We start from the raw sequence: 23,973 nt of genomic DNA, 5'->3' as shown, positions 1-23,973 counted from the left end.
AGGGCCCTTGGCCTTGAGGAGTTTTAAACCTATCCGATTTGGTTTCAACTATAGGGTTCGATCCAATTTGACCATTGTTATGTCAACTTGGATCGAGAGTGTTTTGGTTATCGTGGCTTTTCTGAGATATTGGTTGAAATATTGTGTTCTTTTCATAAAGTTATGAAGTGGACAACCGCTATCTAGTAAGGGTCCATGAGATCAATTCTTGCCTTTGATGAGATTGAAGTTTCAATCGATGAGGTTTGTTGCAGCGATGCATACTACAAGGCTGCAAGTGAAGATTTTCTATGGTTCAATTGCCGGTCTCCTATTGAACTCACTCTCTAAATTTAGCAAGTATCGCGTTAGCTATAGGCTCTGGTACCATCTTTGATACATTACCCCCATAGGATGCCACCTCTCGGAGCAGTCGCGACGCTAAAAATGAATATTCAGATGACGTTGGAATAAAGATTGTATCTATCCCGGAGAGTTGTCGGTTCATCTGAGCCATTTGAAGTTCATTTTCAAAGTCAGAGACTGCCCTGAGTCCTCGAATGATAACGTTAGCTCCAATTTCTTCGGCAAGATTTACAACCAATGTAGAGAGCGCGACGATCTCTACATTGTCAAGGTGAGAGACTGATGCCTCTATGAGTTCCTGTCGCTCTGAAAGGTTAAATAGAGCAGATGCCTTTTGAGGGTTTCTCATAGCCGCAACTACCACTTTGTCAAAGAGACGAGATCCTCGCTCGACGACTTCCATATGGCCGTTGTGAAAGGGATCAAATGATCCAGGAAATAGTGCAACTCTCAACTTTTGCTATCCCACCCAACTGATAAATCTTTGTTCATGCCAATATTGCTAAAGAGATAACTCTTATCTCGATCAATCGTATCTAGCTTTGCGCTAACGTGCGAAACGAGACATAGGTATCACCATACACCTTTAGCGTAACCTCGTTATAGTTGGGGTGTTGTGCAATTTGACGATTTGATTCAACTACAAGGAACCGCCCAGGGCGAAGTGAAAATAGATCGTCCCACTCGCTAAATAGGTAAGGGGGATCACAAAAGGCCAAGTCCACAGGGTGATCTACTCGGTTAGCATTTCTCAGGTAAATGAAGGCATTTTGGTTCCAAACTCTAAATTTACAGCTCGATTTTTCCTCTAGGGAGGTGGCTGTACGCAAAAGGGCGTTGGCTGCCATTCGGTCGATATCCACTAGGTCTACCTCGGCGGCACCGCGAGAGGCGGCCTCAAAGCCCAAGGAGCCCGTCCCTGCAAACAGATCTAAAACACTCGCGTTGGCGATTTCAAATTTTCCAAAGAGGGTATCGAAGATGGCCTTGCGCACTCGCGCAGTTGTTGGTCGTGTCTTCTCACTGACTTTTGTGGAGATGGCTTTTCCTTTTGAGCTTCCAGATTGAATTCGCACCCTAGATTTCGCCTTTGGTTAGTTGTTCTTGCACCCCAGATTATGAAGGATAGCGATGAATCTCGTAAGATGATTATCGCCCAAAGACGCTTGATTATCTTGGGAACTGGGTCCTTCCGTCCCTATCAAGATTAGGATAATTTTTCCTTGCAACTGCCGATACTGTTTCTTGGTTTGCTCGTTTTCCTATAACTTTGGTCTCAATTCTGCTCGTTCGATTCAATTGAGATTGCGAGAGGAGATTCTTGTCGTGACTTTTGCCTGCTGATTGTCGGAAGCCGTTTAAGATGACCCATAGAAATTGAAGGAGCAATTAAGGAATGATCATCTGTTACCTGGGACCTAGAGGTACCTCGGACTTTAGGGCAATTTCGTTGTTGAGATCGGTTGAGGGGCCCGAACCGCTTCCTATGTCCTCAATCTCTGATGTGGTTGAGACCGTAAATTACACACCCGGTGCCTTGGGAATTATTCCGCTTGAAAATTCTACCGATGGCGAGATGACCATCAATCTTGACAAGTTGATCTTCGAAGTCGAGAATGTAATGATTCGCGAAGAGGTTGTGCTTGCCGAGAGTATTGATGCATACTGTCTAGATCCAGCAGTCCAGCCAACCACAGTCGTTTCACATCCGCTAATTTTGGATCTGTGTACTAAATATATTAAACAACACTCGCTTGTGACCCGCCATGCTCTTTCAACGGCTGAGGCAGCGCGATATGTCGCAGACAATCGTGATCCTACCGTGATTGCTCTAGCGCCAATGGTGGTGGGGGAGAGTTATGGTCTCTCGCTGGTTGCAAATGCGGTGATGGATGTACCTGATATTCGAACCCGTTATGTGCTTTTGGGTAGGGAAGTGGCACCGCCATCGGGGGATGATCGCACGTCGTTAGTGGTTACTCCGACTTCAGATCGGGTCGGATTTCTATCTGAGGTGGCAGCTATATTTTCACGCCATGGCGTCAATATGAATCACATACTCTCTCGGCCCCTTTCGGCAAAGATTGGCAATTATGCAATGCATATTGTCCTAGAGGGTCATATATATGATGAACAGATATCGTCGATGGTTGGTGAACTATTTGAGCTTGATGCAACCATTAAACTTTTAGGTTCCTATCCGCGGTGGCGAGGAATCGATGTTTCAGTTCCTTCGCCCAACCTTCCAAGAGGTAGTGTTGGGACGTTAGAGGCACTTATTTCCCACAGTACGCTGAGTCGTCGCTAATTTAGAAATATTGTCTCCGGCTAAGTCTTCTCGAGTAAATTGGACTTACTGGCAGGGGATTTGAGAAATTGCTAGTCTAAGGATCTTTCGATTGCCAGGTTTCAAGAGGGTGGGAATTATAGGTTTGGGCCAAATCGGCTCTTCGTTGATGCTTGGACTCAAGGGATCCTATGAGGTTTATGGGTTTGACCTAAGCGAGACGGCTTGCGCCTTTGGGGAGGCTAACGGAATCGAGATAAAGGCTAATTTGATAGAGATTTTGGAGAGTTCCGAAATCGTATTTCTCGCGGTACCATCATTTGAAGTCATTCGACTTCTTGAGATGATATCTGATTTAGCCCTAAAGTCGCCAATTGTCTTGGTAGACATGGCCTCAACCAAATTAGATATCGAAACTAAAGTACTTTCTTTAAACTTTGATTCGCGTTACGTTAGTTACGTAGGCATCCATCCCCTTGCGGGAAATGAGCGACCATCTTTTGAAGGGGCAGAACTCGACCTGTTTCGTGGGCGGACCATGGTTGTATCTTCTGGTAGCGCGAGCGATCCTAGGTCGTCATTGGCCGTAGCACAATTGATAGTTCACGATCTAGGTTCACGTGTGATCTTCGTAAATCCTGCAATTCACGATCGCGTCACCAACTTTACGATTCAGCTTCCTCATGTATTTGCCTATCTGACATCGAGTTTCGCCAATGAGGTCAACGATCAGGTTCTACTGCAAACTCTGTCTGGAAACTCCTTTGCTGGTGTAACACGCGTAGCGCGTAGCTCTCCAGTTATGGTTGGTAGCTTTCTGTATTCCAATAGAGAGATATTGCGCCATTCACTGGTAAATCTTTCGAGCAAAGTGGATGCAATATTGAAAGCGTTGGACGGCGATGATGCGGAGGAGATTATTGAGATATTGAAGCTCTATTCACCCGCTAAAGTCGATCTGATTGAGGAGAGGTTTGCAGAGACTATTGCGCTGGTCGATGAATCGAGCTACCATCTTGCCGTAGATCGATTTTCGCGGGAGCGATATATTCTGGACTCCATTGAGGCGATAGATCAAGAGCTTATAGTCTCAGGCGTGACTACTAGCTCTTGATCTCTCTCGAAGATAGTATTGCTGTGTTAGATCTCGATTTGTACTGCAGCCCGAGATTCTATGATCGGCGCTACATAGTTTTTTATCAGCTCTAGGTGATCTTTGTCATCAGCATAAGCTCGGAATTCCTGTTCACTTTCAAAGTCGACGCAGATGCCTAGATCGCCATTCCCCTGACGCAGTTTGAGGTCTTTGCCTCGAATGGCTTTTGTGAATCCAACGTAGCCGGTGTAGAACTTTGAAAGCTCATCTGCTAGAAGATCGATCGCCTTGGGATCGGTACCCTCTTTGAACTTAAAGATAACCATGTGCCGTAACATTTGTCCGTTTCCTTATCTATCGCGGTACTTCCAGGGCGATCATTATCGATCAGTCCATACAAAACTCCACTCTAGATGCGAATCGATTGACGTGAGCGTCTTAATCAAACTCTATGGCGAGTCGCGGGTGATTTGGCCAGCATTGCTTTTGATCCTTTTAAAGTGTTCCCGATGGCCTAGGCTGGCCGTCTATCTCCGGAGAATATGGTAGCTGTGTGAATATTTTTCGTTTTTGACCTGTTGTGTTGGTTTAGATAGTCGGTTTTTTGTCTCTCAAAACAATTGAAGTTCCTCGATCCGATTTTGGAAGGATAAAACAAGTTAAATGTTTGGGAAAGTTTCTAAGATGACAGGTCCGAATGAGGCGTTAAAAGGTCGAGATGAACCGATCTTTTTAGGCGCACGCCACAGAGTTTTTGGGACGGAACTGTTTGGACCATTCGATCCTAACCTTGAGATTGCAGTTCTTGGAATGGGCTGCTTTTGGGGCGCTGAGAGGATCTTTTGGCAATTGAATGGAGTTGTCTCGACTAGCGTCGGTTACAGCGGGGGTTTTACTCCGAATCCGACCTACGAAGAGGTTTGTAGCGGACGTACCGGTCACGGTGAAGTTGCCCGGATAGTCTACGATCCAAAGATCATTAGCTACGATGAGGTTCTCTCGTCATTCTTTGAGAATCACGATCCAACTCAGTCGATGCGGCAAGGCAATGACGTGGGCTCTCAATATCGCTCGATGGTATTAGCTTCAACCGATGCCCAATATTCCATTGCCAATAGGGCAAAAGAAGCTTATGGTAAGGAACTACAAGAGCGCTCTCGGGGCTTGATTAGGACCGAGGTTGGCCGTTTGGGGCAATACTACTATGGCGAGGCCTACCATCAACAATACCTATATGCCAATCCGAATGGATATTGCAACCATGGCTTTAATGGAGTTAGCTGCACAATCTCGTGGCGATAATGAAGCTTTGGTAGGTTGAGTTGACTTACGTGGGTCAAGATGACAAAGGTAAAAGCTTTAGCCCACACAACAGGCGAGGGTCTCGCAGTGGATTATGGTCGGCCATGGTTTAGGTCTGGCTTTCTCAAAAGAGACCAGGCGTCAGTCCTCCGTCAACGGTTATTGCTTGTCCCGTGATGTACCAAGCCCACTTTGAACAGAGGAAGGCCGCAACTTTACCAAAACTTTCACTGTCTCCCAGCTGAAGAGATGGGACTGTCTTTGCACGTTCTTGTAAGTTGGCTCCGCTGAGTTCGATCAATCTTTGTGTTTGATGAAGGCCAGGCAAAAGTGAATTGACGGTTATGTTATTGGGCGCAACTTCGTTTGATAGAGATTTCAGATATGCAGTCAGTCCAGTTCTGGCCGTATTCGAAAGGGTGAGAGGACTAGATGGAGCCTTCACGTAAAGCGATGTTACCGCGATAATTCGACCGAATCCCCGTTCCACCATATTGGGTATTACGCCTTGGCAGAGGCCAATGGAGGAGAGTAGATTTTGGTTTATCGCTAATCGAAAGTCCGAGAGCGCCAATTGCGATGGCATGGCTGGTCGTGGGCCACCAGCGTTGGCGATAAGAATGTCAATTGGTCCGAGATCCGAAGCGACTTGATCAACTAGGGTGGCTGCGTTTTCGGGTTGAGATAGATTACAGACGAAGCCTTTGGCGCCATGGCCTATTTCGGAGATTGCTTTTTCTAACTTTGCCTCATTCCGTGATGCTATTGTCACTATTACACCTTCGGCTGCTAGTGCATTTGCAATTCCAAGGCCTAGGCCGCTTGATCCACCTGTTACAAGTGCATGTTTCCCACTGATACCGAGTTCCATGTTATAGAAAATAACAGTGACCTGCGAGCCCTAGCATCAAAAAGGGTTAAAAACTTTTGAGAATATCAAAGTTTGATTCTATGCCCGTGGTCTGGGGGACCATGGATAGGGTCGACTCTCAATGCTCGAGGGATTCCGAGGGACTTTTGTGAGACGATTTGATTTTTCCCTAGTGATCCTTCGGTTGGTTTATTTGACTGGATGACTTTAGCCACCATCGAACTTTTTGCCTTCTGGCTATTTGTGACGGTGGCTGTTTGGCTAGCTAGGGGTGATTTGGAGTTGTGCGATCTATCATTTCCATGATCTAATCAATCAAGGCAGCCGGCGGCCAGTCCTAACCGTGCGAGTCCGGCGAGGTCGCCTGATTGGTAGGTAGTCGGGTTGGATTGGTTGTATGGATACATTATTTGACTGTTCTGGGAGGTATGTCCAAGGCCTATAACGTGGCCCAACTCGTGGAGAGCTAGATTTATCGTTTGTCCCTGGGATAGATTGTAACTAGAAGATATTGCTGCTTGGCCAGTTATGTATTCATATTGCCCAGCGCTCGAACTATAGGTAAAGGATGATCCTCCCATACCTACATAGTTGTGGCCGGCCGGTAGGTAATTGGTTTGACCGTTATGTTCCCACGCTACGAGTATCGGTGAAGGGGTGCCATTTTGCCAACCTGGATAGGTAGAGGATGGAAAGGTTGCTGTCGTTCCGTCGAAGACGAAGGTGATACCTGTAGCGTCATGGAGTTCGGCGAAGGCGCTTTTGATAAGTGATAGCCCCCATGAGGGTGCTTCCGAGGTGTTGACGACATAGTGGATGGGAACGCACGGATTGTACCGGACGGGAAGAGATGAACCCGGTTGAGTCTCTAGGAAGCCGAAAGTCCCAGCTGCTGGTGCGCTCTGGCCAATTGGAGGTGATGCTGACGAGAAATGAACTCCGCTGTCGCTGGAAACTCCTTGGCTATTCCATGTCAGTCCTGTCGAGCTTACAAGGCTTTGTCCCGAGGGGTTGATAGCGCTCTGTGAATTAGATGGCGCCACCGGAAGTGGTGTTGGTAATGGTGTATTTTTATTAAATGTATAGCCTTCCCCGTCTTGTCCTGAGAGAAGGTATCCATTCGATCCAGATGGTGCAATTGAAACGACATCTGAGATGCCTTGACCACCCTCTGAACCCCAAAAGGCTGCGTCTCCATAGGTGAAGATTCCACCGTCGCTTGCGACCAACCAATAGCCTTTTCCATCTGGAGTAGATGCCATTCCAACTATTGGCTTATTGAGTGGTATTGCTCCGGCTGAACCATAAAAGGCTGCATCTCCATAGGTGAAGATTCCACCGTCGCTTGCGACCAACCAATAGCCTTTTCCATCTGGAGTAGATGCCATTCCAACTATTGGCTTATTGAGTGGTATTGCTCCGGCTGAACCATAAAAGGCTGCATCTCCATAGGTGAAGATTCCACCGTCGCTTGCGACCAACCAATAGCCTTTTCCATCTGGAGTAGATGCCATTCCAACTATTGGCTTATTGAGTGGTATTGCTCCGGCTGAACCATAAAAGGCTGCATCTCCATAGGTGAAGATTCCACCGTCGCTTGCGACCAACCAATAGCCTTTTCCATCTGGAGTAGATGCCATTCCAACTATTGGCTTATTGAGTGGTATTGCTCCGGCTGAACCATAAAAGGCTGCATCTCCATAGGTGAAGATTCCACCGTCGCTTGCGACCAACCAATAGCCTTTTCCATCTGGAGTAGCTGCCATTCCAACTATTGGCTTATTCAGATTCGAGATTGCAGGGTTCAACTGTCCAGGTGAAACAACTGGGGTTACTCCGTCGGCTGTGTTGCCTAAAAGGGAGTTTTTCCCCTTGACTGAGGCTGCTGTGTTTTGAGAGTGGTGATAGCTGGATGTATTTTCGAGTCCAATTCCAAAAGTCGCTATCAGGGTGGACGCCACCATTACAGTCGCCTTTGTGCGGCTTGGGTGTCCTGGTGCTAAATGGCTACTTTTGTCCTTCCACGTCATTGGAGTCCTTTCCGACTGTGGGTTGTATTCTGCTCTAAGCAACGGACGTTTTGTGGTTGACCTTGAGCAAAATATCACCTAAAGTGATAAGAAAGCAGATCACAAGGATTAATTGCATGATATAGCGATATCTGCTGATCTATTGCAGTCGATGAGTGATAAATAGTGCTATGAGTAGTATAAAATAGGCGCGATAGTGATTGGAGTTATAAAATCCAGGTCGTCATTTGCGGAAATCTCTTGTTCTCTGTCGCTCTTTATCCGTCTTGACCCCTTTGATCTTGAAATTACCAGGGAATTTCCCTGCCTCTTGATAGCTTGTATTTCCCAAGATAACAAGCGGAGCGCTTCGCTGCGTTGTTTGGCGATTGGCCATAGTCTTAGAATTACCACTTCTAGTGATTTAGTCTATGGCGATTAAAAGTAGTAATTAGTTGGTGCCAACTTCGCTTGAGTTAGATCCTGTACTTGTCTTGGAGGTAGTCGCTACCACTTTGGAGTTGGGACTTTATGTAAAAATTTCGTCGGATCCCACTGGGATCGTTTTGTTGCATCTGCCAATGTGGGTCTGAGAGTTTAGTGATTACTTGTATTGGTGTCGTCTCTATTAGGGGCTTTGAGTGTCTTGTGGTGAAACTATGGCTATCGACATGTGGTTTTAGGGTTCATAATTAAGCATCGGGCCTCCGTCTATTTGACGAAGGCCCGATGCTTGGGTTTTTGGGTTGGGAAACTGTGTCTATCGTTAGTTTTTGGCGTTGCGCACTATCACCAACGGAAAATTTGCATGATGAGCGAGTTGCTGGGAGACGGATCCTAGCATGAGTCCAGTGAATCCTCCATGGCCTCGTGATCCAACTACGACGAGGTCAGCGTTGTTTCCACGTTCAATGAGTGCCACTGCTGGAGGTCCTTGGCGGATTGTTGACTCGATCGTAATGTCGGGATAGCTCTCCTTGGCCTTCGTTGTAATCTCGTCTAGGAACTTTACACCATCTTTTTCAAAATCATCTAATTGGCTTACATATCCGCCATATGCCATTGTAGGCAATCCCCAGATGTGAACTATTTCCAGCACTGCATGACGTAGTTTGGCTTCTTCTGCCGCAAATTCTAAAGCCGCCTTCGAGGACGGTGAACCGTCTACACCAACAACTACCCTCGAAAATTCTTTTCTGATCGACATTTCTATCATCTCCACAATAGGTTCGTTCGCATGCCAACATTATCGCACACTTATAAGAAAAAATGAATTGCCATATTGCTATTTGTTTTAAGGACATTAGTCCCTAAGCCTTTTTTACTAGGGATTGTTCCTAGGATTTTTTCATAGAGCCTGTGTATCGACTATGAAAGCTGATTTATGGAGGATTGCGCCACCGCCTAAACTTCATTTTAGATAGATTGAACTCATCTGTTAATTGAAAATCAGAGCGGGAGGAGCTATTGACTGTGCTGTAGTAACGACGGTAATTCAACTAGGGTACTCTTGCGTAAAATGAGCCTTTTAATCTTCAAGTCGACGATTTTTGGGTTGCATCGATCGCCAACGATCGTCATCAGGCAAAGCTAATCGTGGTCCTTTAGTCGCTTTCGCTCAGAGAGACGAGCCGCATATGCTGCTGCTTCACTTCGGTGCCCCATCCCAAGTTTGGAAAGCATGTTTGAGACGTAGTTCTTTACGGTCTTTTCGGCCAAGAACATCTCGTTGGCAATCTCGCGATTTGTCATTCCCTCTGCTATAAAGTTAAGGATCTTGCGTTCTTGAGGTGATAGTTTTGATAGAAGATCGTCTTCTGGTTCGGGGCTTCTAAGTCGTTGTAGGACTCGTGCTGTGACGGCGGGGTCGAGAAGGGACTCGCCATTGTGAACTCGACGAATACCATCAATAAGATCGGAACTTCGAATTTGCTTCAATAAATAGCCGGCTGCTCCCGCTAAGATTGCCGAGAAAAGTGCTTCATCGTCAGAAAAAGATGTGAGCATTAAGCATCCTATCTCTGGCGATTTGGTCTTTATCTCTCTACAGAGCTCGATTCCATCACCATCTGGAAGTCGCACATCTAAAATTACGACTTGAGGTTGCACTGCTGGGATTCGCGCCAACGCATCAGCAACGCCCCCCGCTTCTCCAACGACTTCTATGTCGCTTTCCACGTCGATTAAGCTCGCGAGGCCACGTCGAACTACCTCATGATCATCTACCAAGAATACACGTATTGCCACATGACTTAAACTAATCTAAGATAGCAAATGAACGGCATTTGGATATTAATGGAGTCATTTGACCCTATTCGAATTGAAAATAAAAGTTTCAAGGGACTTGTATGCCTGTACCTGTTATTTATCGTTTGGGGTGACTTCTTACGCGAAATTGTAGGGCTTTAAGGTGGGTTTGGATGTGCCAATAGCCTCTCTGGACAAGACGTCCTCTCAAATAGGATAAAGGAACGAATGAGGCGCGATACCAGGTGAGTTCTATATCGATTGAAACAGGATTTTCGCGCTGGTTTCCTCTAGGGAGATCTGTTTGGGTCTTCATTTGGCAGCCCGTTCATTGCAGTTTTACCCATTAAATTACCCTAAGGGAATGTGATGATTTCAACGATTATGGTCGCAATCGACCAAGATGATGCATCCAAAGCAGCATTGTTATGGGCGATAGAACTTGCTTCGATCCTTTCAGCGAAGGTAGTTGGCGTCCATGCTTGTGGATTATTGAACCAAGATTCGAATGGCTCTATCACCCCGACCAAGGGTCACATGGATTCGATCAGAGAACGTTTTGGCAGTGAATGGGCTAAGCCTCTTTCTGATTCGGGGTTAGACTACGAACTCGTTTTGCGGGATGGTAACCCAGTTTCGGTGCTACTTATGCTTGAAAGTGAAGTCGGCGCGGACTTGATCGTTGTGGGATCTCGTGGCCACAGCGTAATTGGCGGATTGATCGACTCCACATCACATCACGTCTCGGAGGCCGCTCGTTGCCCCGTTGTAATAGTTCATCCGCCCTTGTAACAAGGGTAGCTTTCTCCTTGGAGAATGTGATTTAAGCAATCTCGACCATTTGGCCGACGCTATGGAGTGATACTTGCTTTTCTAGGAAGGCAACTGCCTTACGATGGGCAGTTCGTGAACTGTTCGAAGCTACTTGGTTCACATATCTATCACCGCGGTACCGAGTTGGTCCGAGACATAAGGGTAACTTGGTGTGTTCGTGGAATTTTGCCTTGGTTAGGTTCAGATTTTTTAGATTATTTTTCCTATTCGAAAGCCGCTGGTGGTTTAGGTTTGAATTAGCGAAGCTGCCAGGCCAAGGAGTCTTTAAAGATTATGGGTGCGCCGATTTTAGAAATGAATATCGGTCAGAGCGCTATTCATACGAAAGCTGTTGCAGGTAACTTATTGAGATATCGCCTGATCCGTTACGGTTTGGCCCCTAGCGGGGCTAATATCACCCTAAGGGGTTCACATTACTTTTAGCGATTGAACTTTCGCACAAGTGCATGGATGCGAGTAAATGTTGGGACATTATAGGGTCGCAAAAGGGTAAAAGGTCACTTAGCAAATCGGTGACTATCGGTGAGACTGTAAGTGCGGAGATATTCTTCGTTTGAATGTGCAAAGTAAGGTGGTGAAAGATGAAACTGGCGTTTGCTGCTCTAGTTCCAATTATCGCCAGTCTCGTGAATTTGAATACTCCGGGGCATTTCATCAGTGTTGGGGTCATTTCGATCTCGGTGGCTAATTTTATAGTCATTTTGCTGATGATAGCGGTATTTCTATTGGCAATTTTCGTGCCATTTCCTGGAAAGAAACATCAATCATGAAGACTGAAATGGATGGTATGGATCGTGAGTCTATCGTTGCGGGGTTGCCCGAAGATAGCGATATGTGGACAAATAAGGTCAGAAGAAAGTTCTACGGAAAGCTACCACCAGAGAAATTGCTCCCCGATCGACAACCTTCTTATGTCTCTTCGTGGATCTACGTTTTTGGAATATTGACCGTTTCGGCTTTGGCTGTAGTCGCACTCTCGGGTGCTATCTTGGCCGTAAAAGGGCCATCTTGGTGGCATGGTTCTTCAATCGGCCACTATGTGAACTCTCTCCATATGTGGAGCGTGGAACTCTTCTTCTTCTTTATGATTATCCACCTGTGGGGCAAGTTCTTTATGGCCTCGTGGCGCGGGAAGAGATCCCTCACATGGATAACTGGAATGATCACATTCTTGGCATCCGTAGGTACTGCCTTTACCGGTTACGTTTCCCAGCAGAACTTCGATTCTCAGTGGATCTCTACTCAAGGTAAAGACGGCCTTAATGCTGCAGGCATAGGCTCGTTCTTCAATGTTTTGAACTTTGGACAGATGCTAATGTGGCATATCGTCCTTCTTCCATTGATTGTCTTGATCATCGTCGCGATTCACGTGGTTATGGTTAGGTTGCGAGGAGTGGTTCATCCATTCCCACCAAAGGGCGCTAAGGACTACCCAGCTGATGATAAGCCTTGGACCGGTAAGTATCGCCGATACGACATTCTAAAAGAGGGTACCATCGCTATGACGGTAGTGCTCGTCTTGACGATTCTGTTCGCAGTGGTCTTCTCCTCTCCTGATGAGGCTCCAATTACCCTTCAAACTTGGGCAAGAAGTGCTCCCGTGGACTTTGTTTCAACGGCTACCAGTGAATTAGCAGGCACTTCGATCTCTGCTGGATATGGTTACCCTTACAATAACGTTCCAGGATCAGGTCAGAAGCTAGGACCAATCTCCTTCCCTTCGATCTTTGGCGTAACGATTCCAGTTAATCCAGCTCAAGACTTTGTTCTAAAGCCACTTGCCACGGTCACAAACGACCCGACATTGGCGAGTGATCTATCAACTTACAATAGCGCTGGAGCATCTCAGGATGGCAAATGGGTCGACGCCTATACTAAGGCTCTTAGTAAAGGAACGGCAGCTGGCGGTGTGGTAAGTGTACCGAGTGGGCAATATGGTCCTGTTCCGTACATGATGAACTCACTACTACGTCTCGCAAGCTCAGGCGGCCTTGATGCTTCATTGGTTGCTGGAACTGGATTCTACGGAACCGACTATACCAAGCCTCTGCTCTTTTTGGCAGATGGTGGATACATGGCAGGAATTGCACAAAAGCAACATCTGCTAGGTACTCAGTGGGGAATGATGAACGAGACCGGAAACTACCCTGGCCAAGCGTGGCTGTGGCTGTATACCTTCTGGTATCAGATATCTCCATTCTCGACTTCAGGTAATGCGGACGTTCTGGTATGGTCAATAATCATTGTTCTAAGTTTGGGCATGATGTTGCTACCATTCATTCCGGGTCTTCGGGCAATTCCAGAGAAAGTAAAGCTCTATAGGCTTATTTGGCGAGATTATTATCGCGAAGTTGAGTCAGAGAAGATCGACTAGATATAAGTCAAAGAAACCTCAAAGATTCTTCTTATTGTAGCAATAAATATTTCAAATCAACAAGGAAGCCTATCGACAATTGTCGATAGGCTTCCTTTACGAGTGGGGTAAATATTGGCTTCTGTGTACTTAAATTATCCAAGTTCAGAGTTTTGGATCGACTGCTGGTTTAGATTAGATCTATAAGTTTTCAAATGTTAGGTTGTCGGCAATTGGGCGTCTTTATAATCTGATAAAGTGACAGAATGCTCGTTTAATGGTGGCTGTATATTTGTGACAACTAGAGGGATTGACCCGAGCGGACTTGGAAATAGATTGGTAATTGTTGTCCTTTGATGTATCTGTAAATTCGTAACTTGTCCCGCCTCAAGCTAGGCAGCGTCGAGCTTCTATTTGAGTCGGTAAAATCAATTTAAATATTTTGCTAATGAGATCTGTCGAATGCCCCAAATACTCTTTAATTCACAGTTAGCGTAGACTTGGTAACTAGACATGGCAGGACTTTTCGTTCGACTTAGTGACCTTGGACCCTTTGAATAGCGACTCTTTTAGGTAAGGATTGATAAGTGACAACATTTGATAGAAACGGCCTTGAGATGCTTACTGGCCAGGAATGCCTTGATTTGCTAGAGAGTCGAGACTTCGGACGTATTGGCTTATCGGTAAATGCCTTACCTGCTATTTTGCCAGTTAATTATAGATTTGTAGACGGTGTTATTATCGTTCTCTCGGCCAGCGGTGCGAAGCTTTCCGCTGCGACCAACAAGTCGGTCGTGGCTTTTGAAGTAGATGAATATTCGAGTGAAGACGAATATGGCTGGTCGGTGCTGGCGATAGGAGTTGCCTTTCGCTTGGATGAAGAGCCCACTTTGATTTCTAAGATAGATAATGTTATGGAAGTTTGGATCGATGCGGATTCCGCAAGTCTTCTTGGAATACGCCCCGACATCATATCTGGTAGGCGTATCTCTGGACCGAAGAATATTCGAGCCTTTGGTCGATAAATTGAAAGATGGGTTTATACCAGACTAGATTTGGACTGCCAATTTGCTGAGATATAGCCGCTCAGGAAAGCAGAAAGTTAGGGATCTATTTCATCCAAAGTTCCCTGAGCGTTCTTCCGAGGTTTACTGCGTGATCTCCAAATCTTTCGTAAAACCTGGCAATCAATGCGAGTTCGATTGTCACTGGAATAGGAAGCCCACCCGAGGCTAACTCTGCTACCAATGCGACTTGAAGGTCGTCGAGTTCATCGTCTAAGGATTCGACGGTAGACTGGTGGGTGCATTCGTGATCAGCAAAATCATCGGCTGTTAGCATCCACATTTTGAGACCTATCTCTCCCATTTGGGCGATTATCCCTCTCATTCGTGGAGTCAGTTCGGCTGTTACATTTTGGAGGGCGCGTCTGGCGATATGCTCTGCTAGATCTCCAGAACGTTCTAGTTCGGGGATTATTCTCAAAATTGAGATGAGATAGCGCATAGCGCTTTCCTCAGGAACCGTGGTAAGGAGAACTTCGTAGGAGAATCTCTGAATGTTCTTGTAGAGTTCATCCACCATGGAGTCGCGGCGTATTAAGTCTCGAGCAATATGGTGATCGCCTGAAAGGAGTGCTTCGGTGGCGCCGGATAGGTGGCCACCCACTAAGCCAAAGAGTTGGATTACGAGTGTCTCGATCGATTGAAACTCATTTGTCTCCAATAATTTGTTCAGATAGGGACCCCGATCAGAATTATTCAAAAGTGACTCCCCCGGATCCTTAACTTTTGCATTAGGTGCGACTCCTTGTGCCCTTATATCTTAGGACGAAAGAGTGCGAGCCGTAGGCACTTCTTTGAATTGTATTTGTGACTACGGCTAACGCCTATAGATAAACTGCTTTGCTCAATTACTCGAAGACCGGTGCTTTTCGAACGGCTCTTTTCATCTCGTAGAAGTCTTCCCGACTGGCTAAAACCTTGTAAGCGCCATAGACTTCAATGGCATCTTGTCCCTTTGGGATCGTGCTCATGACAGGGCCAAAGAGTGAGGGTCCATTTTCTCCGAAGGTGATGATCGGGGTGCCAACATCTCGTCCTGTGCGCTCTAGCGCTGTGTTGGTCTCTGCGGTGATTAGTGCATCGTAAGTTGAATCACTAAAGGCGCCCTCGAGTTCCTGATCGATGCCTGCTCGCTTTAGGATCGGCGCTATGGACTCGCCGGCTATGTAGCGTTCACGGTTCTTATTTGTGTGGAGTTCGGTTCCAATTTCTCGGTACCAACGGGCAACTCCGTCGTTTCCGGAGTCTTGTCTAACTGCGGCTGCTACACGAAGCAGATTGTGGCCCAAGCCGTGGATATTTGTGTATCCTTGTGGAAATTCCGCTTCGTAATCTCTTGATGAGTTGACAACCGCAAGTGAGATAAACCTCCAGGTAGGTTCGACGACTTGTTGGTTGGCTAGATCATCAATCCATCTGGAAGTTACCCACGCCCAAGGGCAGATCGGGTCGAAGAAGAACTCTATTTTGTCCAAGATAACTCGTTTCCTTTTTGTGACTCTATTGTTGACTTGGTTGATCAACAAATTGGCTTTTGTTTTGTTCCCAGCTTTGGGAGGACGGTAAAGGGGATTTTACCTTCCAACTATAAGTTTTGGAGCATATTGGTAGAATGGTAACGCGCGATGGATTTGGTGAAGGTGGCTAAATAGCTAGATGCCATGGCTCTATAGTCAAATCGTTCTAGAGCCTCCTTTCGACATGTGGAACGAGAGATTTGATCGATGTGTTCTATGGCCTTCACCATTGACTTGAGATCTTGGGTCACATATCCGGTTCTTTCGTTGGTGATGATTTCGGGAACAGCGCCTCGATTGAACGCTATGACAGGCGTTCCACAGCTGAGAGCCTCAATGATCACAAGGCCAAATGATTCTTCCCAACCTACGGGGAATATTAGACCGCTAGCGTTTGCCAAGAGGTTTATCTTGTCTGGGCCGCCCACCTCGCCAATCCACGTAACGTCGTTTCCCAACTTGGGAGAGATGAACTCCTCGAAGTAGTTGAGTTCAACTGGTTCCTGACATTTTGCTGCAATTATAAGAGGATATCCGGATTGACGAGAGGCTTCTATGGCGATATGAGCACCTTTGAATTGTGTCATTGATCCCAAGAATACCAAGTAGTCGTCACTGGGATGCGACGTTGGACGATAGACATCGGTGTCTATTCCATGGTGAATTACTGTTGTGATATTGACGTCTACCGCCAGCTCGGCCTGTCGGTTGGAGATCGCAACGATCGGTGTATGCCTAGAGATCGCACCATAAAGTGCCCGGTATTGCTCATCCATGATTCGATGTGCTGTCAAAACCGCAGGCGTGGAGGTAAGTGACGCCATTTGGGAGCCGATAAGCGTGTGGTCGCTGACGCAGTCCCATTTGGTCGATCTGAGCGCGTCTAGAAATGCGTTGTGGTGCGCTATGAGTGGTTCGGGTTGTGAGTAGTTTTGATTTGCACTTTGTCTAAGGCTCTGAAAATGGATGATATTGTGATCGCCGTCGATGTTGAGATTTCCAGGCGAGACGATTCCAACTTCAGCCCCCAAAGCGTCAAGGCCCTTTGCTAAATTTGCGCAAAAGGACTCAATTCCACCGTAGGTGCGGGGTGCAACTTCGTACCAGGGTGTTGAGTTTATGAGGATCCTTAATGTCAATTGCTTCTCTGATTTCAACTTGTTTTACATATTACAATGGATGATCTTTTGGATAATATTACTTCGTATTTATAAATTTATGAACTTCTCGCCTAGTGATCTGCGGGAAGACATATAGGTTGCCTGGGCATGATTGATTTGGATATATTCTCAACTAACGAGCATATTGATAGCAAAAGGCGATCCAATAAATTGTTATGATTATTTGCAGTAGTGATCAACAATCATTATTTGCCCAAGCAACAGAGCGCATCGTGTGCTTCGCACATATATCACTGGGACCGCTATAAGTTGTTTAATTTTTAGACACAGCTTTATAATTTGAGTTAATGTATGAGCTATGCTGTGGTTGTTAATCGTCAATATTTTGATTATAGAATCTCCTGTTTTCATGCTTGAGTTCTATCTTATTTTTCAATAGTAACCATAGCAGAGCAATTGAGCATTTCGAATTCAGAGAGGTCTGCGTATTTATAGTAATTTTATATTTTGCTATTTCACATATTTATCTTGAGTGAATTGCCAGATAAATTGTCACTTTCCAGCGTTGAATCCTTCGGAGATTGGGAGGAATGAACCAATATATTCCAGACCAATGACATTGTAATAATGGTAAATTAGGTAATATGGTTTTTGTTTGAAGAAGTGCTCTATCTATTGCGAAAAGTCTTCAGATGGCTTTATAAAGGTAATTAGAAGTGAAATGAACCAATTGATAGGTCGCGGCTATTGAAGCCTTAGATATTTCAAGTAGGCGGATATTTTAAATAGGCCACGTCTTGATTGTATTGAGTTATTTTTGGATGAGCTTTGGTGTTATTACCCTAAATCCGTGATCCTCATGGTGCTAGATTTCGATCTAAGGCTTCTCTGGGTTAATGCGCATGATTAGTGGGTAATGGCTAGTAATGAGGCGATGATCTCGCCAACAACCAGCTTTGGAGTTGACCGGTGCTGGTCGTTGGCGAGATCTATGCTATGACTTGTATTGTTTTCTAGTGCGCAAAGTTGGACGCTGTTACGAAGGAATTCTGCCCGACATGTCAGCATTTCGTGCCGCTTTGTTGACAAGGTCCGGTATAAGGTCGGCGAGTTCTTCGACGCTCCAACGATCGTTCTTGTCGATCGCAGGTCCGCCATGCCATCCTTCAGCAACGTCTATATGGCCGCCCACTACATCGAAGACTCTTCCTGTGATCGCCTTGGAGGCGGAGGAGCCCAAATAAACAACCAGTGGTGATATGTTCTCAGGTGCAAAGATGTCAAAGGCTTCTGGCTTCTCATCGTTGGACGCAAAGCCAAGGTTGGCGGTCATTCGTGTTAGTGCCGCGGGAGCCACGGCATTGACAGTGATTCCGTAACGGGCTAGCTCTTGGGAGGTTATGACCGTAAAGGATGCTATCCCAGCTTTCGCGGCACCGTAGTTAGATTGGCCGACGTTGCCATATATGCCGCTCGAAGAAGAGGTGTTGATTATACGAGCATCATTGGTGTGGCCCTCCTTTGCGCGCTCTCGCCAATAGGTCGCGGCCCATCGGCTTGGTGCAAAGGTTCCTCGAAGGTGTACGCGGATGACCGCGTCCCATTCCGCATCTGTCATATTGATGAGCATTCGGTCCCTGAGAATTCCAGCATTGTTTACCAGAACGTCTAAGGTGCCAAAGGCTTCGACTGCGCTATTGATTAAGCGTTGGGCGCCTTCCCAATCTGAGACGTCATCGCCGTTTGCGACCGCTTCTCCGCCCATAGCACGGATTTCATCGACCACTTCGCCAGCTGGTCCAATTGACGAGCCACTGCCGTCGACCTCGGCTCCAATATCGTTGACTACAACTTTCGCACCTTGACGGGCAAATTCCAGAGCGTGTGCTTTTCCGATGCCTCGGCCAGCTCCAGTTACTATTACAACTCGATCTTCGCAGATACCTGCCACTTTTTAACTCCTTGGGGATATTCCAGGCGGCAAAAGCCGCTTTGGAGGTCGTTATGTTACTAGATGGTAATATCCAATATAGTTTGCCACAAAACAATACATCAGGGTCAAGTGAAAATGTCGCTCAAACAGCTTTTCCCGTCTCATTTCTAAGTCCGACCGGAAGGTGCTGGTGAGATTTTCAGGCCTGATTGGCTTAGGGATCTTCAAGGTATCTGGCGTATGCCTCTTGGAAATTTGTACCTATGGGCCAATTTGGACGAACTGAAGAACTCATCTACGATATCAAGAACGGTCTTGACGGCCGCAGAATGCGCGACCCTTTTTCGCCGTGCTATCCCTACTCTGCGGGGAGGCAGTCCGGTAATCTCGACAATTCCTAACCGTTCGACCATGAAGTCTGGAATTGCAGACGTTGGTGCAATGGTTGGTGCGAACCCATCGAATGCCATGGAGGCTAAGAGCCGTATCCCATCAATTTCTGCTTTAGGTTGGAGCGTGATACCTACTTGCGTTGCGATCAATTCGATTTGGTCACGAAATTGGGTGCCTCGGGGAGGCAGCAGAAGTGGCTCGTTATCAAGGTCAGCCAAGGTGATTGCCTCTCTATTTGCTAGTCGATGTTCTTTGGTCGTAATCAGCACCAGAGGTTCTTCAAAGGCGGCCCTGAAGGCCAGTTCATCGGTGTTGGTGGGTCGAGTCATGATTGCAAACTCAAATGCATTTGAATAGACTCTTGCTTCCAGTGCAGAGGTTGTTCCTTCTGCAACTTCTATTTTGAGGTTGGGATGGCGAAGGGATAATTCGTTGATCAGCGGAGGTACGAACCATCGAGCAACCGTTCCTACCATCCCTATCCTAACCCGACCCCTGACGTCATTTTTTAGTCCGGAGATGTCGGAATCGATGGCGTCCAACTCCGTCAAGAGGCGCCTTGCACGTAAAGCTACCGCACGACCTTCTTGCGTCAACGACCCGCTCTTCCTGTCGATTAAGATTGCACCGACAGAATCTTCTAGCCGCGAGAGGTGGGCTGAGATATTAGATTGAACTGTTCCTAGTGCATGGGCGGCTTGTGAGAAGGACTTGAAGTCTTCTATTGCTAGGAGGGCGCGAAGTTGCCGTAATTCGATCATAAAATATGATTCTAGCTATCGTACATTACTGATAGAGAGATAATTGCACATTGACTATTATGTTTATTAGCAAGATAACGGATCCCCCCTCCAGCTTGCAAATTAGAAGAAGGCCAGCTCCCCCCGCTGGCCTTCTTTTTTACTCTGCCAGCCTGGACGTCTATCTGTGGTCGCCCTCTTTTTGATCTGGCGGATCGTGAGATTACAGTTCTCGATGATCTGGAAGATTATCCTCTTTGTGCTGCTCGGATGTTCTTTGGTGGGCTTGAGATGTTCTGGCATTTCGAACGGTGTTTTAGTTTCATAAGTTTACATCACTGCCAAAGTCCTATGTTGACCTCCTTGATTGAATCGACTTTGAATACTGCATCTTTCTTGAGATCTTTCTTGAGCATGGACTCTTTTTAGCTGGGACGTATTGTTCTGATATAGCTGTCATCATATGAAATTTTCAATTTGGACTTTTAAGAAGTTGTGCTTTGACGGGAGATTTGACGGTGGCGAATTTCAGTGAGGAATATAGGTCGGGCTCTTATTCGTCAGATGAATATTACCTTTAGATAGGAATTGAAGGTTCTTCAGTTGAAAAGTGTTGATGTGTTCGTAGATTCAGATTATTTAAAAACTAGTTGGAATCCGCGATTGAGGGAAAATTTTCCGCCAAAGTTAGGACCAGAGCCACATCTTTACTATCCCAAGATGAGATTTCCTTCTCTGTGGATTTCTAGCCCCTATGTGCTCGCTGTCGTGACTACTAGGGAATATCTTCGCAAACTAGCTTTAAAACCGTGATTTGGGTGATTTAGTTGTTGTGACATTTATTCGCTATGTTGCCTGGATATCGAGCGATGTTATGCTGATTTAGGCTTGCAAACCTCCGGCGTGGCCAGGCAATCTTGTGTGCTCTAATAGGAGTTTATTATGTGCTTAAAATGCAGTAGTTTCCCTGGTGGGTTCGCCCAAGTTGCTAATTGATATTTAGATGAGTCACCTAGGTATTTCGTCTTTGTTGTTGCATAGGTGTGTCGATGTGGCTTGTTGAGATGGCGGGTAATCACCGGCCTATACGTATTTTTACCGTGAGATCATTCCCGAATAGCAATTACATCCTAAGTTACGTAATTTTGTAAACAGTGGTGGATGCCTTTATCTTTATGATATTTTCCTCATTTGGAGGTTTTTTGTGTGCTAGAACTGTGATCTCGAAAACTATTGATAAGAGAGATGAGAGAGAATATATGAAGCATTTGAAGGGGTCTTTATCAGCCCTGGCGCTATTGGCTGGCGCATCTATTCCGCTGGTAAATTCGACTCCAGTTGGAGCGTCGAATAGTTTTTCCTGCGCTACTTCGTCTTTGGCAACTCCAAATATTTCAGCGAAGCCCACGGTTAGTACCTGTACCACGGTGGCCCCCGATGGGTCAAAGGAGCTGATCCAGATACCTTCTAACTTCAATGGCAATTTGATTTTGTATAGTCATGGTTATGTCTTTTCTGGAAATCCGCTCACCGCTGTCGACGCTTTCTCGGCGGGAACTGCTTCAATTTTATTAGCAGAGGGAGATGCCCTGGCGGGTTCGAGCTATGCGAAGAATGGATGGGGAGCAGTTCAAGCTGCACTTGTGGATCAAATTACGACTCTCAATGACGCTAAGAGCTTGATTGCTACTAATGACCCTGCGGTTTTGGGCCAGACTTTGTCGTCCAATGCGGTTAGCGCTACATATGCGACTGGCGTTTCCTTGGGTGGAATGATTACAGCTGCGCTAGTGCAGCAAAACCCGACCACCTTTACTGGGGCTATGCCGGCTTGTGGAGTCGTTGGTGGTGGCGTGACCGCTTGGAATCGAGCCCTCTATTCCGAGGTTGCCTTTAAGACGCTATTTGATCCAACAGGGTCTCTATTGACGACTGGTATCTCACCAGGAGCAGCAACGAGCAACTATGCAAGCGCCGATGCTATCTTGGCTGGAGCCCTTTCAAAGGCGAGTTCCTCGGCAGCTACCGCGGCGCGCTTAGCATTGGTAGCTGCCCTTGGTAGCGTGCCGACTTGGTTTTCCCAAGCTCCTTCTGGCACGCCTACTTCTACTGAAATTCCATTTCAATCGAGTGCCACTGCACCTAACTTATCCACCCCATCGGGACTACAGTCTGCTCTTTTAGGCCAAGCTGACTGGATGTTTTATGTAGATTTTCCTTTTGCTTTTGGTCCGGGGAGATCTGACCTTGAGTCTGTAGCTGGCGGTAATCCATCTTGGACTAACGGCGTCAATTACGCTCAAGTGCTCGCTAATTCGCCAGACTATGCTGAAGTCCAGGCACTTTATGCGGCTGCTGGAATTTCATTGAGCTCTGATTTGGCTTCAATTCAAGGTACAACTCCGATTTCGGCAAACCCATCATCGTTGCACTATCTGCAAAGTTATTTCTCATTCAATGGGAATATACAAATCCCGGTACTTACGATGCATACAACCAATGATGGATTGGTGCCACCTGAGAATGAGACTTCCTATGCTAATGCAGTGGCGGCGAGCGGTAATTCAAACTTATTGAATCAAGTTTACGTAAATGATCCGGGCCACTGTGCCTTTAGCGCCGCCGAATATGCCAGTGGACTTCATGGCCTAATGTCGCGAGTAGCCACTGGTTCTTGGAGCGGCGCAACACCGGCGGCACTTAATGCATATGCCGCCAAGTGCTATAGCGACCCTAGTTACAATGCAACTGCTGACTCTAGTCCGCGGACTTTCCCAAGCAACGTTTATCCGGCACCCCCAGCTTTTGATACTTCTGGATTTACCCCAGGTGTTCCACTTGGGCAAAGCCAATCGGGATATCTTCTTGCGGCAAAGGACGGAGGGGTCTTTGCCTTCAATGGATCATTCAGAGGATCGATGGCTAGCGTTAAACTCAATGCGCCAGTAGTGGGAATAGCTCGTACACCCGATGGTCAAGGCTATTGGTTAGTCGCAAGCGATGGTGGAGTCTTTAGCTTTGGAGATGCTAAGTTCCAAGGATCTCTTGGTGGAACTCACCTGAATGCACCTATTGTTGGAATAGCATCGACTCCCGATGGGAAAGGCTATTGGTTAGTCGCAAGCGATGGTGGAGTCTTTAGCTTTGGAGATGCTAAGTTCCAAGGATCTCTTGGTGGAACTCACCTGAATGCACCTATTGTTGGAATAGCATCGACTCCCGATGGGAAAGGCTATTGGTTAGTCGCAAGCGATGGTGGAGTCTTTAGCTTTGGAGATGCTAAGTTCCAAGGATCTCTTGGTGGAACTCACCTGAATGCACCTATTGTTGGAATTGCATCCAGTGGATCCGGTCAAGGCTATTGGTTAGTCGCAAGCGATGGTGGAGTCTTTAGCTTTGGAGATGCTAAGTTCCAAGGATCTCTTGGTGGAACTCACCTGAATGCACCAATAGTGGGAATCAAGTATTACGCCCCGTTGAACGGCTACAGCCTTGTCGGGGCTGATGGTGGAGTCTTCAACTTCAACTCAAGCTATGACGGTGGAGTTGCCTCAATTCACTTAAATGCGCCAATTGCGGCAATTGCATAGTAATGACAAAAGCCTATATTTGAGGATCCATCTTTAGATAGGATTTTATCCTTCACACAGGGGTGCTCAATGGATTAGCTGCCCCATGTTACAGGGGAAATATGGCCCGTGGGTCGAAGGTGGTGAACGATTAATCGTTCACCACCAAATTTATCTCTTCATCTTCAACTAAAATGACACTCACTATCGCGATGCATCTAGGGCGGGACGACCAATTGAATAAATCCCTAGGAAATCGCGATTAGCGGAACTGAGCAAGCTCTTTTTTCAA

General features: G+C 46.4%; 19 protein-coding genes. 7 read left to right on the top strand and 12 right to left on the bottom strand.

All coding sequences use genetic code 11. The features are described from left to right. Positions 1-319 precede the first annotated feature (319 nt). Both coaD and ACIDITHRIX25_RS000000102990 read right to left on the bottom strand, forming a co-directional pair. A complete protein-coding gene (coaD, locus tag ACIDITHRIX25_RS000000102995; protein WP_082058826.1) occupies positions 320-799 on the bottom strand; it encodes a pantetheine-phosphate adenylyltransferase in 480 nt (159 codons plus the stop codon). An 82-nt stretch (positions 800-881) separates the two neighbouring features. Beyond that, complete coding sequence (locus ACIDITHRIX25_RS000000102990; protein ID WP_052604607.1) at positions 882-1,421, bottom strand: RsmD family RNA methyltransferase; 540 nt, start codon at positions 1,419-1,421, stop codon at positions 882-884. 320 nt (positions 1,422-1,741) lie between these two features. On the opposite strand from ACIDITHRIX25_RS000000102990, the gene ACIDITHRIX25_RS000000102985 reads away from it, so the two are divergent. Together ACIDITHRIX25_RS000000102985 and ACIDITHRIX25_RS000000102980 are read left to right on the top strand one after the other, a co-directional pair. Continuing rightward, positions 1,742-2,653, top strand: coding sequence for a prephenate dehydratase (locus ACIDITHRIX25_RS000000102985; protein WP_052604606.1), 912 nt, complete (start codon positions 1,742-1,744; stop codon positions 2,651-2,653). A 91-nt stretch (positions 2,654-2,744) separates the two neighbouring features. Then, on the top strand, positions 2,745-3,746 hold the full coding sequence (locus ACIDITHRIX25_RS000000102980) for a prephenate dehydrogenase (RefSeq protein ID WP_052604605.1): 1,002 nt from the start codon (positions 2,745-2,747) through the stop codon (positions 3,744-3,746). Positions 3,747-3,772: 26 nt separating this feature from the next. Here ACIDITHRIX25_RS000000102980 and ACIDITHRIX25_RS000000102975 read toward each other — a convergent pair whose 3' ends face one another. Further along, a complete protein-coding gene (locus ACIDITHRIX25_RS000000102975; RefSeq protein ID WP_201733619.1) occupies positions 3,773-4,066 on the bottom strand; it encodes a Dabb family protein in 294 nt (97 codons plus the stop codon). Positions 4,067-4,391: 325 nt separating this feature from the next. On the opposite strand from ACIDITHRIX25_RS000000102975, the gene msrA reads away from it, so the two are divergent. Further along, a complete protein-coding gene (msrA, locus tag ACIDITHRIX25_RS000000102970; RefSeq protein WP_052604603.1) occupies positions 4,392-5,030 on the top strand; it encodes a peptide-methionine (S)-S-oxide reductase MsrA in 639 nt (212 codons plus the stop codon). A 124-nt stretch (positions 5,031-5,154) separates the two neighbouring features. On the opposite strand, the gene ACIDITHRIX25_RS000000102965 is transcribed toward msrA, so the two are convergent. The 4 genes from ACIDITHRIX25_RS000000102965 to ACIDITHRIX25_RS000000102950 form a co-directional block, all read right to left on the bottom strand. Beyond that, entirely contained in the window at positions 5,155-5,901 is a 747-nt protein-coding gene (locus tag ACIDITHRIX25_RS000000102965; RefSeq protein ID WP_201733618.1) for an SDR family oxidoreductase, read from the bottom strand. 311 nt (positions 5,902-6,212) lie between these two features. Next, positions 6,213-7,931: a matrixin family metalloprotease gene (locus tag ACIDITHRIX25_RS000000102960; RefSeq protein ID WP_201733617.1), complete on the bottom strand. Its 1,719-nt coding sequence runs from the start codon at positions 7,929-7,931 to the stop codon at positions 6,213-6,215. Positions 7,932-8,676: 745 nt separating this feature from the next. After that, positions 8,677-9,117 carry a universal stress protein gene (locus ACIDITHRIX25_RS000000102955; RefSeq protein WP_201733616.1) on the bottom strand — a complete coding sequence of 147 codons (441 nt, stop codon included), beginning with the start codon at positions 9,115-9,117 and terminating at the stop codon, positions 8,677-8,679. Between the two features lie 383 nt (positions 9,118-9,500). Beyond that, on the bottom strand, positions 9,501-10,157 hold the full coding sequence (locus ACIDITHRIX25_RS000000102950) for a response regulator (RefSeq protein WP_052604009.1): 657 nt from the start codon (positions 10,155-10,157) through the stop codon (positions 9,501-9,503). A gap of 369 nt (positions 10,158-10,526) precedes the next feature. On the opposite strand from ACIDITHRIX25_RS000000102950, the gene ACIDITHRIX25_RS000000102945 reads away from it, so the two are divergent. The 3 genes from ACIDITHRIX25_RS000000102945 (at position 10,527) to ACIDITHRIX25_RS000000102935 (ending at position 14,369) form a co-directional block, all read left to right on the top strand. Further along, positions 10,527-10,949, top strand: coding sequence for a universal stress protein (locus ACIDITHRIX25_RS000000102945; protein ID WP_201733615.1), 423 nt, complete (start codon positions 10,527-10,529; stop codon positions 10,947-10,949). A gap of 808 nt (positions 10,950-11,757) precedes the next feature. After that, the gene (locus ACIDITHRIX25_RS000000102940; RefSeq protein ID WP_201733614.1) at positions 11,758-13,365 is read left to right on the top strand and encodes a cytochrome b N-terminal domain-containing protein; all 1,608 of its coding nucleotides are present in this window, start codon (positions 11,758-11,760) and stop codon (positions 13,363-13,365) included. Positions 13,366-13,931: 566 nt separating this feature from the next. Beyond that, positions 13,932-14,369, top strand: a complete 438-nt coding sequence (locus ACIDITHRIX25_RS000000102935) for a pyridoxamine 5'-phosphate oxidase family protein (protein WP_052604005.1) — start codon at positions 13,932-13,934, stop codon at positions 14,367-14,369. Positions 14,370-14,454: 85 nt separating this feature from the next. Here the strand turns inward: ACIDITHRIX25_RS000000102935 and ACIDITHRIX25_RS000000102930 are convergent, their stop codons facing one another. From ACIDITHRIX25_RS000000102930 to ACIDITHRIX25_RS000000102910, 5 genes are all read right to left on the bottom strand, one after another. Then, positions 14,455-15,108: a phosphate signaling complex PhoU family protein gene (locus ACIDITHRIX25_RS000000102930; RefSeq protein WP_052604004.1), complete on the bottom strand. Its 654-nt coding sequence runs from the start codon at positions 15,106-15,108 to the stop codon at positions 14,455-14,457. A gap of 148 nt (positions 15,109-15,256) precedes the next feature. Beyond that, positions 15,257-15,883, bottom strand: a complete 627-nt coding sequence (locus ACIDITHRIX25_RS000000102925; RefSeq protein ID WP_201733613.1) for a DsbA family protein — start codon at positions 15,881-15,883, stop codon at positions 15,257-15,259. Positions 15,884-15,993: 110 nt separating this feature from the next. After that, entirely contained in the window at positions 15,994-17,082 is a 1,089-nt protein-coding gene (locus ACIDITHRIX25_RS000000102920) for a glycosyltransferase family 4 protein (RefSeq protein ID WP_213333498.1), read from the bottom strand. 1,000 nt (positions 17,083-18,082) lie between these two features. After that, entirely contained in the window at positions 18,083-18,997 is a 915-nt protein-coding gene (locus tag ACIDITHRIX25_RS000000102915; protein WP_052604000.1) for an SDR family oxidoreductase, read from the bottom strand. 206 nt (positions 18,998-19,203) lie between these two features. Further along, positions 19,204-20,133, bottom strand: a complete 930-nt coding sequence (locus ACIDITHRIX25_RS000000102910) for a LysR family transcriptional regulator (protein ID WP_201733611.1) — start codon at positions 20,131-20,133, stop codon at positions 19,204-19,206. Positions 20,134-21,371: 1,238 nt separating this feature from the next. Between ACIDITHRIX25_RS000000102910 and ACIDITHRIX25_RS000000102905 the strand changes: the two genes are divergently transcribed. Then, positions 21,372-23,702 (top strand): hypothetical protein, encoded by a 2,331-nt coding sequence (locus ACIDITHRIX25_RS000000102905; RefSeq protein WP_201733610.1) that lies wholly within the window; start codon positions 21,372-21,374, stop codon positions 23,700-23,702. Positions 23,703-23,973: the final 271 nt, after the last annotated feature.

The sequence above is a fragment of the Acidithrix sp. C25 genome, assembly GCF_904848545.2.
This window is presented reverse-complemented; position numbering and strand designations above follow the sequence as displayed.

Bases quoted from the DNA above. Each gene is read 5' to 3' on its own strand.
- ACIDITHRIX25_RS000000102985 (WP_052604606.1), top strand. From the start codon at position 1,742: ATGATCATCTGTTACCTGGGACCTAGAGGTACCTCGGACTTTAGGGCA.
- ACIDITHRIX25_RS000000102975 (WP_201733619.1), bottom strand. From the start codon at position 4,066: ATGTTACGGCACATGGTTATCTTTAAGTTCAAAGAGGGTACCGATCCC.
- msrA (WP_052604603.1), top strand. From the start codon at position 4,392: ATGTTTGGGAAAGTTTCTAAGATGACAGGTCCGAATGAGGCGTTAAAA.
- ACIDITHRIX25_RS000000102965 (WP_201733618.1), bottom strand. From the start codon at position 5,901: ATGGAACTCGGTATCAGTGGGAAACATGCACTTGTAACAGGTGGATCA.
- ACIDITHRIX25_RS000000102960 (WP_201733617.1), bottom strand. From the start codon at position 7,931: ATGACGTGGAAGGACAAAAGTAGCCATTTAGCACCAGGACACCCAAGC.
- ACIDITHRIX25_RS000000102955 (WP_201733616.1), bottom strand. From the start codon at position 9,117: ATGTCGATCAGAAAAGAATTTTCGAGGGTAGTTGTTGGTGTAGACGGT.
- ACIDITHRIX25_RS000000102945 (WP_201733615.1), top strand. From the start codon at position 10,527: ATGATTTCAACGATTATGGTCGCAATCGACCAAGATGATGCATCCAAA.
- ACIDITHRIX25_RS000000102940 (WP_201733614.1), top strand. From the start codon at position 11,758: ATGAAGACTGAAATGGATGGTATGGATCGTGAGTCTATCGTTGCGGGG.
- ACIDITHRIX25_RS000000102910 (WP_201733611.1), bottom strand. From the start codon at position 20,133: ATGATCGAATTACGGCAACTTCGCGCCCTCCTAGCAATAGAAGACTTC.
- ACIDITHRIX25_RS000000102905 (WP_201733610.1), top strand. From the start codon at position 21,372: ATGAAGCATTTGAAGGGGTCTTTATCAGCCCTGGCGCTATTGGCTGGC.